This window comes from Stenotrophomonas sp. YJH_SMC_105-26, from assembly GCF_059368915.1.
This window is the reverse complement of record NZ_JCAFSD010000015.1, coordinates 1-17,408: the sequence shown is the minus strand read 5'-3', so window position 1 is coordinate 17,408 and position 17,408 is coordinate 1. Positions and strand designations below refer to the sequence as shown.

Annotated in this window: 9 protein-coding genes and 3 tRNA genes; 6 read left to right on the top strand and 6 right to left on the bottom strand. The window is 67.6% G+C overall.

Annotated elements, in window-relative coordinates:
• Window positions 1–5: 5 nt before the first annotated feature.
• From AC5P7F_RS20735 to AC5P7F_RS20710, 6 genes are all read right to left on the bottom strand, one after another.
• Window positions 6–3,314, bottom strand: coding sequence for an autotransporter outer membrane beta-barrel domain-containing protein (locus tag AC5P7F_RS20735; protein WP_164077510.1), 3,309 nt, complete (start codon window positions 3,312–3,314; stop codon window positions 6–8).
• Window positions 3,315–3,576: 262 nt separating this feature from the next.
• Window positions 3,577–4,218: a response regulator gene (locus tag AC5P7F_RS20730; RefSeq protein ID WP_014036089.1), complete on the bottom strand. Its 642-nt coding sequence runs from the start codon at window positions 4,216–4,218 to the stop codon at window positions 3,577–3,579.
• Window positions 4,215–7,442, bottom strand: coding sequence for a hybrid sensor histidine kinase/response regulator (locus tag AC5P7F_RS20725; protein WP_032956923.1), 3,228 nt, complete (start codon window positions 7,440–7,442; stop codon window positions 4,215–4,217). The genes AC5P7F_RS20730 and AC5P7F_RS20725 overlap by 4 nt, the downstream gene beginning before the upstream one ends.
• Window positions 7,443–7,569: 127 nt before the next feature.
• On the bottom strand, window positions 7,570–8,790 hold the full coding sequence (locus AC5P7F_RS20720) for an EAL domain-containing response regulator (protein WP_032956914.1): 1,221 nt from the start codon (window positions 8,788–8,790) through the stop codon (window positions 7,570–7,572).
• Window positions 8,787–11,558 (bottom strand): response regulator, encoded by a 2,772-nt coding sequence (locus AC5P7F_RS20715; RefSeq protein WP_164077509.1) that lies wholly within the window; start codon window positions 11,556–11,558, stop codon window positions 8,787–8,789. The genes AC5P7F_RS20720 and AC5P7F_RS20715 overlap by 4 nt, the downstream gene beginning before the upstream one ends.
• A gap of 163 nt (window positions 11,559–11,721) precedes the next feature.
• Window positions 11,722–14,460, bottom strand: a complete 2,739-nt coding sequence (locus AC5P7F_RS20710) for a TonB-dependent receptor plug domain-containing protein (protein ID WP_164077508.1) — start codon at window positions 14,458–14,460, stop codon at window positions 11,722–11,724.
• 169 nt (window positions 14,461–14,629) lie between these two features.
• On the opposite strand from AC5P7F_RS20710, the gene AC5P7F_RS20705 reads away from it, so the two are divergent.
• The 6 genes from AC5P7F_RS20705 to AC5P7F_RS20680 form a co-directional block, all read left to right on the top strand.
• Window positions 14,630–15,649 (top strand): Type 1 glutamine amidotransferase-like domain-containing protein, encoded by a 1,020-nt coding sequence (locus AC5P7F_RS20705; protein ID WP_164077507.1) that lies wholly within the window; start codon window positions 14,630–14,632, stop codon window positions 15,647–15,649.
• A gap of 108 nt (window positions 15,650–15,757) precedes the next feature.
• Window positions 15,758–16,774 carry an isoaspartyl peptidase/L-asparaginase gene (locus tag AC5P7F_RS20700; RefSeq protein ID WP_164077506.1) on the top strand — a complete coding sequence of 339 codons (1,017 nt, stop codon included), beginning with the start codon at window positions 15,758–15,760 and terminating at the stop codon, window positions 16,772–16,774.
• 137 nt (window positions 16,775–16,911) lie between these two features.
• Window positions 16,912–16,997 (top strand) — tRNA-Tyr (locus tag AC5P7F_RS20695).
• 24 nt (window positions 16,998–17,021) lie between these two features.
• Window positions 17,022–17,095 (top strand) — tRNA-Gly (locus AC5P7F_RS20690).
• A 49-nt stretch (window positions 17,096–17,144) separates the two neighbouring features.
• Window positions 17,145–17,220: transfer RNA gene (locus AC5P7F_RS20685), tRNA-Thr, on the top strand.
• A 41-nt stretch (window positions 17,221–17,261) separates the two neighbouring features.
• A partial coding sequence (locus tag AC5P7F_RS20680; protein ID WP_230078978.1) for a GTP-binding protein occupies window positions 17,262–17,408 on the top strand: 147 nt, incomplete at its 3' end.

Genomic DNA, 17,408 nt, shown 5'->3' with positions numbered 1-17,408 from the left:
CCGCGTCACCAGGTGTACGACACGCCCAGCTGGGCACCGACGTCGTGGAAGCCCATGCCACCGCTCTGCCGGCTCAGTTCACCCCAGCCGCGCCAGCCGCCGGACAGATCCACCTGCACGCCGGCCTTGGCTTCGTAGATGTCACGCGGCAACTGCCGCTGCAGGCGCTCGCCGTCCATTGTCAGGCCCGCACCATTGCCGCCGGACCACCAGTTCACCGCCACGTACGGGTGCACCTGGCCCTGCGCCGGGCTCAACCCACGGCGGTACAGGCGCAGGCCGAGGCGGGTGCTGGTCTCGCCACCACCGCGGTCGTCGACTACCGTGCCGTTGGCCTCGACCACGCGGTCGCTGTCATAGCGGCTGTGCACCACCTGCACCTGCGGTTCCAGGTAAATGCCGCGCTGCGCGGTGCGCCGCAGGGGCAGCACATAGCCGGCCTCGGCCGACGCACTCCAGTTGCGGGCGTCATAGCGCTCCTTCTGCAGGCCTTCGCCCTGCACGCTGTTGCGGAAGCGGCCGTATTGCAGCCAACCATCCACATAGGCGCCGCCTTCCATGCGCGCATCCTGAAGCCAGGTGGCATAGGCGCCCACGCTGGTGCCGGTGACCACGCCACGCGCGGTGTAGCCGGTCACCTGCGAGCGGCTGTCATTGCGCGCGCGGCCGTGGCCGAGCATCGCACCCGCCTGCAGCTCGCCCGTGCCACCCACTTCGAAGCGGCGGCCGACGCCGACCAGCACGCTGCTGATCTGCCCATCGACCTGGACCTGGCGGTTGCGGTCGTGGCTGTCGGGCTGCGCGCTGCGAAGGTGTATCCAGGCCACGGCATCACCGCGGGTGCCGGCCTGGGCGGCGGGATCACCGGCGCGGTCGTGCAGGCTGTGCCGGAACATGCCCAGCGCGGCGCTGCGGTTGGCCAGGTAGGCCGCCGGTTCCGGGCGTTCCACCTGCGGGCGCGGCGGATCGATCGGCGGCTCCGGCGGCAATGGTGGATCGATCGGCGGCTCCGGCGGCAACGGCGGATCGATCGGCGGCTCCGGCGGTGACGGTGGGTCGACCGGCGGTTCCGGCGGCTGCGGCGGGTCGACCGGCGGATCCGGCGGCTGCGGCGGGTCGATCGGGGGATCCGGCGGCTGCGGCGGATCGACCGGCGGCACGTACTCCGAGCGCAGGTACCAGTTGCCATCGTCCGGGGTCGACACACCGCCCTTGAACAGGAAGTAGTCGTAGGCACCGGCAACCGCGCGCCCCTGCAGGCTGAATTGTGCATCCGACTGGCCGGCCACGGTGATCAGGCGGATGCCCTCCTGGGTCAGCGCACCGGCGCCGCCGGCATTGCGCACACTCACGCTGGCGGTGCCGCTGCTGTTGCCGTTGATCACCAGCTGGTCGCCCAGCGAAGTGTCGTCGCCCAGCGCGCGGTTGAAGATCCACTGGCCACCGTTGCCCACGTAGTCGCCGCTGACGGTAACGGTCTTGAAATCGCCGGCCGCCGGCGCATCGAAAGCGATGGTGCCGGCGTGTTCGAGCGTGCCGACGCTGGAACTGGCGCGTACGTTCCACTGGCTGCTGCCATCCAGCGCCAGTTGTGCGACCTGGTAGCCGGAGTCGTTGCGCAGGGCGCCGCTGAACGTGGTGCCGTTGCCCAGCACCATGTGCACCTCAGCCGTTGCGCTGTCGACCACCACGTCACCGCGCAGCATGCTGGCGTCGGCGCTGAAGTCGATGCGACTGGTCGCCACGCTGCTGCCATCGGTGAATACCGTGTCGCTGACCCGCAGCAGGCGGCCGCTGCCGTCGCCCGCAGTCACATCGCTGCCATTGACGTTCAAGGCATGGTTGCTGCCCTGCAGCCAGAACGCTGCGCCGCTGGCGGTCTCTATGTGGCTGTCATTGAAGGTGGCACGGTTCCAGTACGGGCCGAACGCGGTCAGGTAGGAGCGGTAGCCGCCGCTGTTGCTGCCGGTCATGCGGATATCCAGGCGATCGGCCTGGGTCAGCCGCGCGGTGTTCATGTGCACGATGCCGAACACGTTCTCGCCATCGCTGCGGATCGCAACGGCATCGAGCAGCGCGGTGGCGGTGGAGCCGCCGATGAACACGCCACCGCCGCCGTTGCCGCGCACGTCGATCACGCTGCCGTTGGCTTCGATGCGGCTGGCGGTGCTGCCGGTGGAGCCGGTCACGCGCACGCCGTAGGTCGCATCACCGTGCGTGGTGATCCGGCCACCCTGCACGGTGGCAACGCCGCCGGCGATCTCAACGCCATAACCGTAGGTGTCGGTCCAGGTGTCGATGCTGCTGTCGGTCAGCTGCAGGCGCGACTCATCGCTGGCCAGCCAGAATCCGGAGTAGCCATCACGAACATCGAACGCGGCATCGCTTGCGGTCAACTGTCCCCAGCTGTTGATGTTCACGCCATAGCCACCGACGGTGTAGAAGCTGCCGCCGTTGATCACTGCACTGGAATAGGTCTTGCTGATGCGGCTGCCGAGCAGGCGCATGCTGCCGCCCACCGAATGGGCTTCCACGTTCTCCAGCAGCAGGCTGCCGCCGCTGTCGATATCGAACCAACCGCCCTGCAGGTAGGTGTCGTACAGCTCGGCGCGGCTGCCCACGCCGTTGGCCGCCACGCCGGCAAGGATGCCACCGGGGGCGAGGGTGATGCGGCTGTTGCGGATCGTCAGCAGGCCGGCACTGTCGGCGCGCAGGCGGGCACCGCCGTCGGCGCTCATCCGCAGATCGGCCAGGTGCAGCTCGCTGCCCTTGCCGGATGCACCGGCCAGCGTGCCACCGGTCCCGGTCATTGAAAGACTGCCCCCGGCATAGTGGATCACGCCACCGTTGTAGGCCTGCACGCTGCCGAATCCGCTGCCGTTGCGCGTGGCATCGATGTGGACATCGCGCGCATCGATCACGCTGCCGGCACCATTGGCATACAGCGCATAGAAGCCCGTGCCGGTCGCCGGTGCGATCGACAGCGTTGCGTCGCGCAGCTGCACCTGGCCACCATTGGCAGCGGACACGCCGCTGCCATTGCCGGTCACGTGGATGCGGCTGCCGTCGATCAGCGCATTGCTGCCGGTACCGGTGACCGCAAGTGCGAAGCTGCCCGCACTGTGGGTGAGGACGTCGTCGGCACCCAGCTGCAGGGTGTCACCGTCGTTGACCAGCAGCGGGCCGGTGAGGTCTGCGGCATGCGCCGGCAGGGCTGCCCACAGCGCAGTGGCCAACAGGCTGGGAATGAGGGGTACGCGCTTTCCGTGCGCGCGCCCGTACGCACGGCCGTGCCGTGTGGGGGAGGCGTTCATGCTGATGGACTTCCTGTGGCAGGGCGCAGCGAGGCTGCGCGGACTGACGCGGCAGGGCCGCGTCGCTGCGGAAGTCCCACGCCACGGCAATTGCAGGCGCCATCGGACTTCCGTCCCCCACGGCGATGCGGCAACAGCCGGCAGGCGCATCTTGGCGGGATGTCTCCAGCCTAGAAATCGGCACTGTCCGATGGAATCAGGCGTTTCCTAAAGCGGTTGCAGGCCCCGTCGCAGGGCCGGCGGGATTCAGCCGGGAGTGGCCTCAGCCGAACAGCGAGGCCTGCAGGCAGTACTCGATCAGCGCCTGGTCGCTGTCCACACCGAGCTTGCGCATCGCGCTGATCTTCTGCGTGCTGACCGTCTTGGCGCTGCGCTGCAGCTGGCGTGCGATGTCGCCCACGCTCATGCCACTGGTGAACAGGCGGATCACCTCCAGCTCGCGCGGCGACAGCCGCGCACGGACCGCATCCGCATCGGCCGGTTCGCTCGCGGCTACCGGCAGCAGTCCCGGGGGGCGGTAGACGCGATCGGCCAGCACCACGCGCAGGGCCTGTACCAGGCTGCCCAATCCATGGCTCTTGAGCACCACGCCACCGGCGCCGGCGGCATACATCGCCGCGACCAACGACGGATTGGACACCATCGTCAGCACCAGCAGGCGCGTCTCCGGGAAGCTGCGGCGCAGGAACGAGATCAGCTTGATGCCGTCCCCGAAGCGATCGCCTCCCGGCATGCTGTAGTCGGTGATTACCGCCTGTGGCCGGGTCCGGGTCATCAGCTCGATCAGCGTCGCCGGATCGGCCGCTTCGCCCACGATGTCCAGGTCCAGTTCCCCGGCCAGTACGTCGCGGATGCCGGCAAGCACGATCGGGTGGTCGTCGGCGATGAGGATCCGTGTGGTCATGGCAGGGTCGGGTCGTCGGGAAGGGAGGGGGATGCAGCGTCGCGCAACGGATGCAGCAGCTGCTCGAGGCGTCGCTGGAACCCGGCAAGAGCGGCCGCCTGGGTGGCCAGGTCATCGCCGCCGGCAAGGCACTGTTCGATCTGCAGGCCGCTGTCGACCAGCGCAGGTGCACCGACGATCACCAGCGCGCCGCGGATGCGGTGCAGAACCTGCGCCACCCTGGCGGGATCGGCAGCGGCGATCGCCTGGCGCAGGCTGTCCAGGTCGGCCTGCATGGTCTGTACGAACAGCGACTGCATCTTCGCGGGAACCTGCAGCGGGGGATCCTTGTCGTGCGACGCAGTGGACGCAGGGCGCTCCTGCATCGCGACGGCCGGTGCATCACCGTCGGTGATCCGGGTCAGCAGGCGCTGCAGGGCTTCCAGCGTGATCGGCTTGACCAGCACGCCCTGCATGCCCGATTCCTGGCAGCGTTGGCGTTCGGCCGGGTCGGCATTGGCCGTGGCGCCGTGGATGGGCACGCTGACACCCCGTGCCCGCAAGGCACGGGCCAGGCCGTAGCCATCCAGCCCGGGCATGTTCAGGTCGGTCAGCACCAGCGCGAACGCCCCTTGTTGCCAGTAGCCCAGCGCTTCATTGCCATCGCTGGCGACCACGGCGCGGCAGCCGAGCTGTTCCAGCTGGTCGCGCAGGATCGCCTGGTTGATCGGGTTGTCCTCGGCGACCAGCACCTGCAGGCCGAAATGGCGCGTCGCCGGCAGGCGCCCTTCGGCGCTGGCCGCCAGCGGTTGGCCGCTGGCCGCGGCCAGGGCCAGCACGATCGCGTCGAATCGATGCAGGCCGACCTGCCAGGCGCCATCGACCTGCCGTGGCCGCACCCCGCCTTCGCGGCAGGCGATCACGCGCGGTCCACCCGCCCATGCGGGCAGAGGGTCGTCCAGGACCAGCTCGAGCAGCACGGCGGACGATGGCAGGCCTGCTGCGCTGTCCTCCCGGTACACGCTGGCCTGTGCACCGCGCTGCTGCAGGCGCTCGCACAGCGATTGCACCAGTTCGCGCACGCTGCCCCGCACCTGTACCTGCAGGCCGGCGGGTAGTTGCGGCGGCGGGGCCTGCTGTGGATCCGGTGGAGCCGAGGGCAGCGGCAGTTCGACGCTGAAGCTGCTGCCCAGGCCGCTCTCGCTGACCACGCGCAGCTGGCCTTCCATCAACGCCACAAGATGCGCGCAGATGGCCAGCCCCAGGCCGGTGCCGCGCATCGCATCGGTGCCCGGGTTGGCCTGGAAAAATGGCTCGAACAGATGCGCCTGGTGTTCGCTGGCAATGCCGATACCGGTATCGGCCACCTGCCATTGCAGCCAGCAGCGTTGCTCCTGCCAGCGTGCCGAAACACGGACCACCACGCGCCCGCTGTCGGTGAACTTCAGTGCGTTGCTGATCAGGTTGTTGAGCACCTGTCGGATCCGCGCGGCATCACCGCACACCCCGGGCGGTACGTCGGCATCGATGCAGGCGTAGAACTGCAGCCCCTTGTTGGCGGCCGCGGCAGCATACGAGTCGAGCGCGTCCTCGGTCAGCCGCACTGGATCGAATGGGCTTGGCTCCAGGCTCAGTTGCCCGGCCTCGGCTTTGCTGACATCCAGGATGTCGCTGATCAGCTGCATCAGGGTCGAGGATGAACGCTGGATCGTTGCAAGGTAGTCCTGCTGCCGTGCATCCAGTGGCGTCAGCCCCAGCAGTTCAAGCGTGCCGAGCACACCGTACAGCGGCGTGCGGATCTCATGGCTCATCGTGGCCAGGAACTGGCTCTTCGCGCGGTTGGCCTGGTCGGCGGCGCGGCGCGCCTGCTGCAGCACCTGTTCGGCTTCATGCTGGCTGCTCAGGTCAATGAACAGGCACAGCACCGCCGGCTCACCGCGATAGCGCGCCGGTGTCGCCGTTACCAGCAGGTGGCGGCCTTCGGGCGTGGCGTAGGCCAGGCCATCGCCCAGCGTGGTGCCGCCGGCAGCCAGTACGCTGCGCCGCCACGGGCCATGCCAGCCGCCGGCGTGATAGTCCTCGCCCAGCCAGCGGCGGGCGAGGGCGTTGTCCAGCAGCACATTGCCATCGGTACGACGCAGCAGGCACAGCCCGATCGGCGCGTTGTCCAGGATCGTGCGACTGAAGGCTTCGCTTTCCAGCAGGCGCGCGTGGTTGCTGCGCAGCGGCTCGATGACCGAACGCCGGTACGCGCGCAGCACCAGCGTGCCGCCCAGTGCCAGCAGCAGGGCGACCACGGTCGCGCCCAGCAATGGCCCCTGCGGGTGCTGGAACACCTGCCGCCAGCCGACGTGGTAGACCGCCAGCCAGCCGCGCTCGCTGCGCATGCGGAACTGCAGGCCAGCGAGGCCGGCCTGCCAGGAGGTGCCAGCCTCGCTGGCATCGGCTGCATCGCCCAGCAGGCGCTGGCCGTTGGCATCGAACAGCGACAGCCGCTGGAACACCGGGACACCCAGCACCTGGCGATAGTCATCGACACGGCCAGGATCGAGCAGGCAGGCCAGTGCGGCCTGCGAGTCCTTGTCGTCCTCACCCCACAGGCGCGCATCCTGCGGGGCGTGGGCGATGGCCAGCAGCCAGGTCTGCCGGTCGCGCCATGGCACGCCCACCCAGACGATGCCACCACGTTGCACCGCCGGTCGCGTACCCAGCACCCGGTGGATGTCGGCGATCGCCGGGCGCAGGTGATGCGGGCTGTTCTGGCTCGCGTCGGTACCGGCGATCTGTACCGGTGCCAGCAGCCCGCGCGTGCCCTGGCCATCGACCAGCAGGCATTGCGGCGGTGGATAGCGCGAGGCCGACCAGAACGTGCCGTAGAAGCGCAGGAAACGGTCGCCCAGTTCAGTCGGTGGCGAAAGACTGGCCCCCTCGCTTCCGATCACCGCAAAGTTGGCGAACAAGGGCCCGCGTTGCAGCTCCACGCTGGCATCGGCCACCGGCTGCCCATGCGTGCCGACATCATGCAGCCGCCACTGGCGCAGAAAGCGCTCCTGCTCGCGCAGCGTCCCGTCCAGGCGGCGGAAGTGGTACTCGATCTTGCTGCGCTCTTCGTTGAACAGCTGCGAGCCGGCCGACAGCAGCAGTCCGGCCTGCAGCGTGGCCAGCACCACAACGCCGATCAGCAGGGCGTGGACGCGCAGTGAGCGGCGAGCGAGTCGGCGTACAGGAGCGGCCTCGGCCGGCATGGCAGGTCTCAGGGCAGGGAGCGGTCAGCGGCACCATGGACAGCAACGGAGGGACATCCGCCACCGCTGCACAGACAGGATCGTCAATGCCACTTGATGATTTCGTGAAGCGGACGTGGAATCCGTGTCAGCGCAGGGCGGCTCGCGGCGACTCGTCCAACTGCGGCGCTTCTTCGTCCAGCAGGCGGGTGAACTCGTCCGACGGCAGCGCCTGCGAGATCAGGAAGCCCTGCACCTGGCTGCACCCCAGCTGGCGCAGGGCAGCCAGGTCGGCATCGCTTTCCACGCCCTCTGCCACGATGGTCAGGCCCAGCTGGTTGGCCAGCGCGATCACCGTCGACAGGGTCAGGTGCAAGGCCGGGTCGCGCGCGCATCCGCTGACCAGCGCGCGGTCGATCTTGACCTCGGTGAAAGGGGTATTGACCAGGTTGTGGACCGAGCTCAGGCCCTGCCCGAAATCATCCTGGGCCAGGCCGAAGCCCTTCATGCGCAGGCGGCAGGCGCCGGCATAGAAGTCGCTGACGTGCCGCGTGGTGCTGTTTTCCATCAGTTCGAAGCACAATTCACCGGGCGTACCGCCGTTGGCCAGGGTCAGTGCCAGCAGTTCGTCGGGCAGGTCCGACTGCTCCAGCAGGTGAGGGGGCAGGTTGATCGATACCGGTACCCGGAACCCTTGCTTGCGCCAGCGTGCCTGCGCGCTGATGCTGGCCTTGAGCATCATCCGCAGAAGATCGCCCTCCAGCCCGTAGCGGCAGATTGCCGGCAGGAAGCTGCCAGCGGCCAGCGTGCCCAGCTGCGGATGTCGCCAGCGCACCAGTGCTTCGGCCGCCACCACGCGTCCTGACTGCAGTGACTTCTTCGGTTGGAACCAGGCCGTCAGGCTGCCATCGGCCATGGCCTGGCGCAGCTGCGATGCATCCGGTTCGGGCGCAGCCGCCGCGCGCGTAGGGGCCTCGCCGGCGGCCGGACGCGCCTGCGCCAAGGCCTCGAACAGGGCGTCCACATCGGCGGCCGCCACCGGCTTGGGCAGCAGGCCGACCACATCCAGCCCCAGCGATTCGGCCATCAGCCGTGCCGAGGTCATCATCCGCCGCGGGGCCGCGCTGACCACCGCGAGGCGTGGCGGGCGCGGCTGTGCCGCCAGCGCCTGGATGAACTGGATGCCGTCCTGCCCGGGCATCAGCAGGTCGCTGACCACCAGGTCGTAGGGCTGGCACGCACACAGCGCGATGGCCGCATCCACGTCTTCGCAGGCGTCGACCTGCACGCCTGCGTGGCTGCCGAACAGATTGGCCAGGAAACCACGCTGGAAGGGCTGGTCTTCCAGGATCAGGACACGCTGGGTCATGCGGGGTCTCCTTGGCGCAGTGAGGTGAGCGCCTTGCGCAGGCGTGCGATGTCGATGGGTTTGCTCAGGTAGCCCTGCATGCCACTGGCCAGGCAGCGCTCGCGCTCCTCGGCAGTGGCATTGGCGGTGGCGCCGATCACCGGCACCGGGTTGCCGTCCTCGCGCAGTTGCCGGGCCAACGCGTGGCCGTCCATGCGCGGCATGTTGATGTCGGTCACCACCAGGTCGAAAGACTGCTCTCGGCATCGCTGCAGGGCTTCCACGCCGTCCTGTGCCAGCTCCACGTCGCAGCCGAGGGTGCGCAGCTGCTCGGCCAGGATCACCCGGTTGATCGGGTTGTCTTCGACGGCCAGCACGTGCAGGCCCAGCGGCATCAGCGTTGCCGCGCGCGATGTTTCCGGCAGCGCCGCACGTTGCTGCTGCACGTTGGCCAGTGCATTGCCGATCGCGGTCATCCCATGCAGGGTCACCACCAGGCTGCCATCGGCGGCAACGGTGGGCTGGTCGCCGCCGTCGATCGATGCCACCACGCGAGGGCCTGCCCAGGCCAGCGGCATCCCGGCCTCGCCGTCCATCAGGATCGCGCCGTCATGGTCCAGCAGTGCAGGGTCGCCCTGCAGGGGCTGTGCGTTGGCGCCCCAGCGACGCAGCCAGCCGCAGGCACTGTCGACCAGTTCGCGATCACGGCCGCGCACCAGGATCGGCGGCTCCGGCAGCAGGGTCGGGCCATCCTCGGCGGCGGCCAGCACCGGCAAGGGCAGGCGCACGCTGAAGCTGCTGCCCAGGCCGGGCTCGCTCACCACCTGCAGCTCGCCGCTCATCAGGCGCACCAGGCGGTCGCTGATGGACAGGCCCAGCCCGGTGCCCTGTGCACTGGCCGCGCCACGGACCTGGCGGAATGGTTCGAACAACCGCGCCTGTTCCTCCGCGGCGATGCCCACGCCGGTATCGGTGACCTGCCAGGCCAGCACGCTCGATTCACCTTCGCGCTGTACCTGGCGCACGCGCAGTACCACCCGGCCATGCTCGGTGAACTTGATAGCGTTGCTGAGCAGGTTGCCCAGCACCTGGCGGATGCGGTCGGCATCACCCAGCACGCGCGTGGGCAGGCGCGGGTCGGTACAGACCAGGATCTGCAGGCCCTTGCAGGTGGCCGATGCGGCGAAGCTGCGCAGCACGCTCTCGGTCAGCTCGCGCGGCGAGAACGGCGCCGGCTCCAGGCTGAGCTGCCCGGATTCGATCTTGGAAACATCCAGCACATCGCTGATCAACTGCAGCAGGACCGATGAGGAACTCTCGATGGTGCGCAGGTACTGCGACTGCCGGGCGTCCAGCGAGGTGTGCCCGAGCAGCTCCAGCGTGCCCAGCACGCCGTAGAGCGGAGTACGGATTTCATGGCTCATGGTGGCCAGGAACGCGCTCTTGGCCTGGTTGGCCGCATCGGCGGCCTGGCGTGCCGACGACAGCGCGGCCTGTGCCTGGCGGTGCCGGGAAATGTCATGGAACACGCACAGCAGCACGTCGTCGCCCTGGTAGCGGCAGGACGCGTGCAGCACCTGCAGCTGACGACCGTCGCGGGTAGTGAATTCCAGTCCACGCCCGCGCTCGCCGGCATGTCCGCGCCATGGCGCCTGCCAGTCGCTGTGTTCGCCTTCTTCGCCAAGCCAGTCGCGTAGCAGCTGGTTGGAGAGCAGCAGCGCGCGGTCGCTGCGGCGCAGGACGCAGATGCCGACCGGCGCCATGTCGATCACCGTCGAACTGAAATCCAGGTTCTCCAGCAGCCTGCGCTGTTGCTGCAGGGCCGGCTGGATCAGCTGGAGGTCCACGCGATGCCGCAGCAGGCGCAGCGCGACGCCGGCCAGCAGCAGCAACAGCGCGCAGACCAGCAGCGGCACCGCCAGGTCACCCAGCAGCAGTTGCGACGGCAGGTGGTAGACCAACCGCCAGCCGTCGTTGCCGACACTTTTCACCAGCGCTACACCGCGCGGAAGCCCGCCACTCCACAGCGTGCCGAAGCTGTCGTCCTGGCGTTCCCGCAGGGTCTTCCAGCCCGCACCATCCAGACGCGGGGTCTGGCTGGACAATGCCGGCTGCCCTGCACGGTCGAGCAGCGCATAGCCGCCGATGCCCTGGCCGTCGATCATGCTCGCCGCCGCCGCGCCATCGAGCAGCAGCACCAGCCACTGCGTCGGATGCGGGCCGGCCTGTACCGGCTGCGCCAATGCAACGCCACTGTCACCCGGGCGCAGCCAGTGCACCGGGTCGGCCGCCTCCAGGCTGCCGCTGCGTGCCTGCAGCGCACGCAGCGATGGCAGGTGCGCCAGGTCCACGTCGACCTCGCCGCCGGCCAGCCAGTGCGTGCCGTGCGCATCGACCAGCAGCAGATGCGTCTGCAGTGCCTGCAGCGTGTGTTCGGCGCGCGCTGACAACAGCAGCCGCTGGCCCGGTTGGCCGCCAGCACCATCCAGCGGCACCTGGCGCATGCCTTCGCTGTCCGCCGCAGGTGCATCCGGGTTGCCCCTCACCACCGAATCGCCCAGATAGCGCAGCAGGGCTTCGCGCTGGTCGAAATAGATCTGGGCCCTGTAGGCCGCTGCATTCATCTCGCGGCGATGGGTCGAGATGTCCTCGGTGAATGCCGTGAGCAGGTAGAAGCCGGCCGCGGCGGCCAGGCAGACGAAGACGCACACGGTCAGGCAGCGCAGCAGCACCGACGCGGTGGTCGATGGCACGGCCTGCTGCAGCGAAGGGCGGGGGAAGCGGAACATGCAACGATGCTAGGGAGCGGCGCGCGCGGCGCGGAATCAGCTGTTTCCTAAAATCCCCGGCTGGCCGGTCGGGCCGGAGCCTGCGCGCGGGTACCGTTCAGGCGGCGGAAAAAAAGAACCCCCGCCGAAGCGGGGGTCTCCTGTATCTGCGCTGGCCGGGCGCTTACAGCGCGCTGCCACCGAACTTGTGGGTGTACTGCAGGTTGATCGTGCGCCCCACGCTGTCGAACCAGGACACGTCGTAGTACGGGTATGCAGTGTAGGTACGGTCCTTCGGCGGCATCTTGTTGAACACATTGACCACCGACAGCGACAGGCGCGAGTGGTCGTCGAAGCGGTACTGCAGCGAGGCGTTGTAGCGATAGGTCGCCTTCACGTACGGGCTGTCGCCGCTGTCCCAGTCGAACACCTGGTCGTAGCTGTCCGAGGTCGGCAGCTTGCCCAGGCGCGAACCGTACACCGTTGCCGACCACGCATCCTTTTCCCAGGTCACGCTCAGGCTGGTCTTGGTGCGTGGGATGTCGAAGCCGCTGTTCACTGCGAACTGGTCTTCGGTACGGTCGCCCGGGTAGCGCTGGAAGTCATGCTTCTTCACCCAGGTGTGGGTGCCGTTGAAGATGAAGTCGCCGATGCCCGTCTGCAGGCGGTAGCGCAGGCCGACGTCGATGCCGGAGGTGGATTCGCGGGCGACGTTGATCGGCGCCACGCGCACGCCATACAGGCGCCCGTCGTTGCTGCGGGTGATGCGGGCGAGTGCATCCACGCAGGTCGGCGAGGTGATGTCGGCGCTGCCCAGGCGGCAGTTCGCTTCGTTGGCCAGGATCGTGCGCACGTCCATGTCCTGCACCTGGTCGCGCATGTCGATGTCGAACCAGTCCACCGACAGGTCCAGGCCGACGGCCGGCGACCAGACGAAGCCGGCACTCCACGAGGTGCTGGTTTCCGGGTCGAGCTGGCGGTTGCCGGTGCGGCTGCGGATCAGGTTGCGCTCGTAGTCGGCGCAGTCGGTGGCGCCGTCGGCGCGGCAGCTGTACAGGTCTTCGGCGGTGGTCTCATCGTTGCCCGGGCCGGCGAATACATAGTGCAGGTCCGGCGCACGGAACGCGGTGCCATACGAACCGCGCACCAGCAGCGTGTCGATCGGGCGCCATTCCAGGCCACCGCTCCAGGTCGCCTTGCCGATGGTGTGGCCGGAATAGCGGTACTGGTCGTAGCGGCCGGCCACGCTCAGGTTGACCGTTTCGTGCAGCGGCATGCGCAGCTCGGCCGCCGTAGCCCAGCGGTTGCGCGAACCTTGGCCGTCCGAATCCTTCCAGCTGTAATAGTAGTACTGGGTCGCCAGCGGATCAGGATTGAGCGAGTACGCCTGCTGGCCCACTTCCACGGTCGCGGCGAAACCGGCGTCACCGCCGGGCAGGCCGAACAGCGCGGAATTGGTCAGAGTGAATGCCGCCGTCTCCGTGCGCGACTTCGGCGTGTAGGTGGTACGCGCGGCGATCGAATCGTACTCGGCGCGGGTCAGCGGCCGGTACAGGCGTGACGGGTCGGCGTTGTAGATCGGGAAACCGTCGTCATCCACGCCCAGCTGCGGGCCGAGGAACAGGTCATTGGCCTTGGCGGCGATGATCTGCGCCCAGCTGATCCGCGACTGGTACTGCGAATGGCTCAATGCCGCTTCGTAGTCCCAGTTGCCGGCCAGGTTGCCCTTGAAGCCGGTGGTCACGCTGAAGGTCTTCTGCGTGCTGCGCACCATGGCATTGCGCAGGCCGCCCATTTCCTCGGGCGAGAACTGGCGCTGCCAGAACTCGATCTCGCCGGTGGCTTCGTTGTTGAAGTAGCCCGACTCATCGCCGTTGGCGTCCATGCGGCCCCACTTGGTGACGTCGCGCATCAGCGACATCGTGTGGTAGCCCAGCTGCACGTCGGCGAACCACTGCTGGCCATTGTCGAAGTCATGGCTCAACGACGCGTAGCCGTTGGCACCGCGGCGCTTGCTGAGGATGGTGCCGTAGCCGATCGAGCTGTCGCTGCCACAGTAGTAGCCGTACTTCGGGCGGTAGGCGCGGTAGGTGCTGCCCTGGTTCTGGCCGGACAGCGCTTCGCAGGTGGCGGCGCCGGGGTCCAGATAGTCATCGTTGTAGTCGGTGCGCAGGTACGCACGGCGCGCGATGCGCGAACCCTCGGTGGGGCCGTCCTGGGTCGAGTCCTGGATGTCGCGCTCATAGGCCCACAGCGGCGTCTGCGACTGCAGTTCGACGCTGTATACCGCGTTGAAGTTGCCACGGCTGAAACCGCTGGCGATGCTCATGTCGAACGACTCGCCACCGCCTTCAGTGGTGGTGCCCATGCGCATGTCGATCGTGGTGCCGTCGGCCTTCTTCTTCAGGATGAAGTTGACCACGCCGGCGATCGCGTCCGATCCATAGATGGCCGAGGCGCTGCCGGTCAGTACTTCAATGCGCTCGATCATCCCCAGCGGAATGTTGGAGACATCGGTGAAGTTGCTGCGGCCCTTGAACGGCATCGGGAAGTCGGCGATACGGCGGCCATTGACCAGCACCAGCGTGTGGTTCGGGCCCAGGCCGCGCAGGTCCACCTGCTGGGCACCCGGCGAGAAGTCGGCGCCGCTGGAAGACTGCTGGCTCTGCGTCTCACCGCCGTTCTGGGTCATCGCACGCAGCACGTCCGGCACGCTGGTGAAGCCACTGGAGCGGATCTGTTCGGCGTTGATCACCGTGATCGGGGCGGGGCCTTCCACCTGGGCGCGCGGAATGCGCGAACCGGTGACCTGCACCGCGTCCAGTTGTTGTACCGGAGAGGACGCCGGAGCCTGGGCGGCCGCGGAAGCAGCCACACCCATCAACGCTAGCTGGATCGACCACGCCATCGCCTTTCTACGCATGAGGAATTCTCGGAAATGAAGCCGGCCCGCAGAGGAGGGGCCTGTCCCCCATTCAGATTTCCGGAATGGGCGCGCGCATTTAACGCCTTTTTTATGTCCTTGACTACTGGGTCCCTATCTGGCAAAGAGTGAAAACGCTTGCAAGTCGATTTTGTTCAGGGAGATCAAGATGCGACGCGTTGACCGGACCCTGCGTACCCCTGTTGCCTGGCTGGCGCTGCTCATGCTGGCCTGGCCGTCGGCCGCGCCCGCGCAGGATCTGCAGGGCCCGGGCTTTTCCTATTACGAGGTCGGCGACCTTGAGGCCCCACGTCCCGGGCCGCGTGCATCCGCGATGATGCTGATGGGCGGTGGCGAGTGGGTGCCGGATGCCTTCCAGTGGTGGTTGAAGCAGGCAGGCAATGGCCGTGTACTGATCCTGCGTGCCTCCGGTGGCGATGAACTGCAGGACCGCCTGTACCGCGAGATCGGCGGCACCACCGCGGTACAGACGCTGGTCTTCGACAGCCGCCGCGGTGCCGATGATCCAGCCGTGCTGCGCGTGGTCGCTGCGGCCGATGCCATCTTCATTGCCGGCGGCGACCAGTCGCGCTACATCCGCTTCTGGAAGGGCACCGCACTCAACCGCGCGCTCAACGCCCATGTACGCGCCGGCAAGCCGATTGCCGGTACCAGCGCTGGCCTGGCCATCCTCGGCGGCTATGCCTATGGCGCCATGGATGGCGGCAGCATCAGCTCGGCCGGTGCGCTGGCCGATCCGATGGGCAGCGCAGTCACCATGGACAGTGGCTTCCTGCAGATGCCCTACCTGCAGCGCGTGGTCACCGACACCCATTTCGACAAGCGTGACCGCCTTGGCCGCCTCATCGTGTTCGTGGCACGCGCCGCGCAGGACAGCGGCGACCCTGACATCGTCGGCATCGGCGTTGATGAGGACACCGCCCTGTGCGTGGAGCCCGATGGCCAGGCCCAGGTCTACAGCGCTGATGGCGAGGGCAAGGTCTGGGTGGTCAGCCCCGGTCGTGATGCCGATCGCCTGGTCGAGGGCGAACCATTGCGCTTCCATGCCGTTCCGGTGACCGTGGTCGCCAGTGGCAGCCGCATGCGCCTGGACGATTTCCAGGCCGAGGCCGACTACCAGGCCGTGGCCGACATCAGCGACGGCCAGATCGAGTTCACGCTTCGGTAGTGCCGGCCGCTGGCCGGCAACTCACTTCCCTGACCTGATGCGCCCCTTGCGGCCAGCGGCCGGCGCTACCCTGCAATCCATTCCCTTGTCCTGCTGGAGACGTACCTGATGAAACTGCGCCTGGCGCTGTCCGCGCTGCTGTCCTTTCCATTGATCGCCCAGGCCGCCCCGGCTGCGTCGCCATTGCTGGTCATCCATGGCGGCGCCGGCGTCGAACGCAAGGACCTGTCGCCGGCCGAAGAGAAGGCTGCGCGCGATGCGTTGCGCGCCGCACTGCTGAAAGGCCATGCCGAACTGGCGGCCGGTCGTCCGGCGCTTGCAGCGGTCACTGCGGCAATCACCGTGCTGGAGGACGATCCGACCTTCAACGCTGGCAAGGGCGCAGTGTTCACCCATGACGGCCACAACGAGCTGGATGCGGCGGTGATGGACGGTGCCACCCAGGCAGCAGGTGCGGTGGCCGGCGTGCAGCGGGTGCGTAACCCGATCCTGCTGGCGCAGACCGTGATGCAGAAGTCCAGGCACGTGATGATGGTAGGGCAGGGTGCCGAAGCCTTCGCGGTGGAGCAGGGCATTGCTCTGGTTGATCCCTCCTACTTCCGCACGGAGAAGCGTTGGCAGCAGCTGCAGCGCGCGCTTAAGGAAGAGGCCAATGGCCAGGCCCATGCCGACCTGGAGACCGCAAAGCACTTCGGTACCGTCGGTGCGGTCGCGCTGGATGCGCAGGGGCAGCTGGCCGCCGGCACCTCCACGGGCGGCATGACCAACAAGCGCTATGGCCGGGTGGGTGACTCGCCGATCATCGGCGCCGGCACCTGGGCCGATGCGCGCTGTGCGGTGTCGGGCACCGGCTGGGGCGAGTACTACATCCGCACCGCGGCCGCGCACGAGATCTGTGCGCGCATGCGCTACCAGGGGCAGAGCCCGGAGCAGGCCGGCAAGGGCGTGATCAACGAGACGATTCCGCAGATGGGCGGCGACGGTGGTGCGATCGTGCTTGCCGCGGACGGCAGAATAGCCACGCCGTTCAACACCCAGGGCATGTATCGGGGCTGGATCGGCGCCGACGGAGTCCCCCATGTCGCAATTTTCGCCAGCGAGACCCTGCCGGTCCCCGGTCAATAACCTTGCGTATCAATGGGTTTGCGACAACGTGTGAAAAAGATGGAAAAAAGCGTTGACAGCCCCCCGTCCCATCAGCAGAATAAGCGGCTCACCACCACACACCGCAACGCTTCGGCGGCAACGGAATGGGGTGGTAAGGAGGGATACCCAAGCGGCCAACGGGGGCAGACTGTAAATCTGCTGGCTTACGCCTTCGGTGGTTCGAATCCACCTCCCTCCACCAGTTTCACGTTGTGACATTCCCGGCGCGGGAGTAGTTCAATGGTAGAACCTCAGCCTTCCAAGCTGATGGTGCGGGTTCGATTCCCGTCTCCCGCTCCATTGAATGAACTTTGAATCTTATCGAGTTCATGTCATAATGCAAAACTCGGCTCACGTAGCTCAGTCGGTAGAGCACTTCCTTGGTAAGGAAGAGGTCGAAGGTTCGATTCCTTTCGTGAGCACCATCTTAAGCATCACCTCTCAGACGAATTCGAGATAAGCAGCCATGGCCAAGGGTAAGTTCGAGCGCACCAAGCCGCACGTCAACGTCGGCACCATCGGTCACGTCGATCACGGCAAGACCACGCTGACCGCCGCACTGACCAAGATCGGTGCCGAGCGCTTCGGTGGCGAGTTCAAGGATTACTCCTCG

What these genes read in the sequence shown, in the direction of transcription:
- AC5P7F_RS20735 (WP_164077510.1), bottom strand. Translation starts at nt 3,314, where the DNA reads ATGAACGCCTCCCCCACACGGCACGGCCGTGCGTACGGGCGCGCGCAC.
- AC5P7F_RS20730 (WP_014036089.1), bottom strand. Translation starts at nt 4,218, where the DNA reads ATGACCACACGGATCCTCATCGCCGACGACCACCCGATCGTGCTTGCC.
- AC5P7F_RS20725 (WP_032956923.1), bottom strand. Translation starts at nt 7,442, where the DNA reads ATGCCGGCCGAGGCCGCTCCTGTACGCCGACTCGCTCGCCGCTCACTG.
- AC5P7F_RS20720 (WP_032956914.1), bottom strand. Translation starts at nt 8,790, where the DNA reads ATGACCCAGCGTGTCCTGATCCTGGAAGACCAGCCCTTCCAGCGTGGT.
- AC5P7F_RS20715 (WP_164077509.1), bottom strand. Translation starts at nt 11,558, where the DNA reads ATGTTCCGCTTCCCCCGCCCTTCGCTGCAGCAGGCCGTGCCATCGACC.
- AC5P7F_RS20710 (WP_164077508.1), bottom strand. Translation starts at nt 14,460, where the DNA reads ATGCGTAGAAAGGCGATGGCGTGGTCGATCCAGCTAGCGTTGATGGGT.
- AC5P7F_RS20705 (WP_164077507.1), top strand. Translation starts at nt 14,630, where the DNA reads ATGCGACGCGTTGACCGGACCCTGCGTACCCCTGTTGCCTGGCTGGCG.
- AC5P7F_RS20700 (WP_164077506.1), top strand. Translation starts at nt 15,758, where the DNA reads ATGAAACTGCGCCTGGCGCTGTCCGCGCTGCTGTCCTTTCCATTGATC.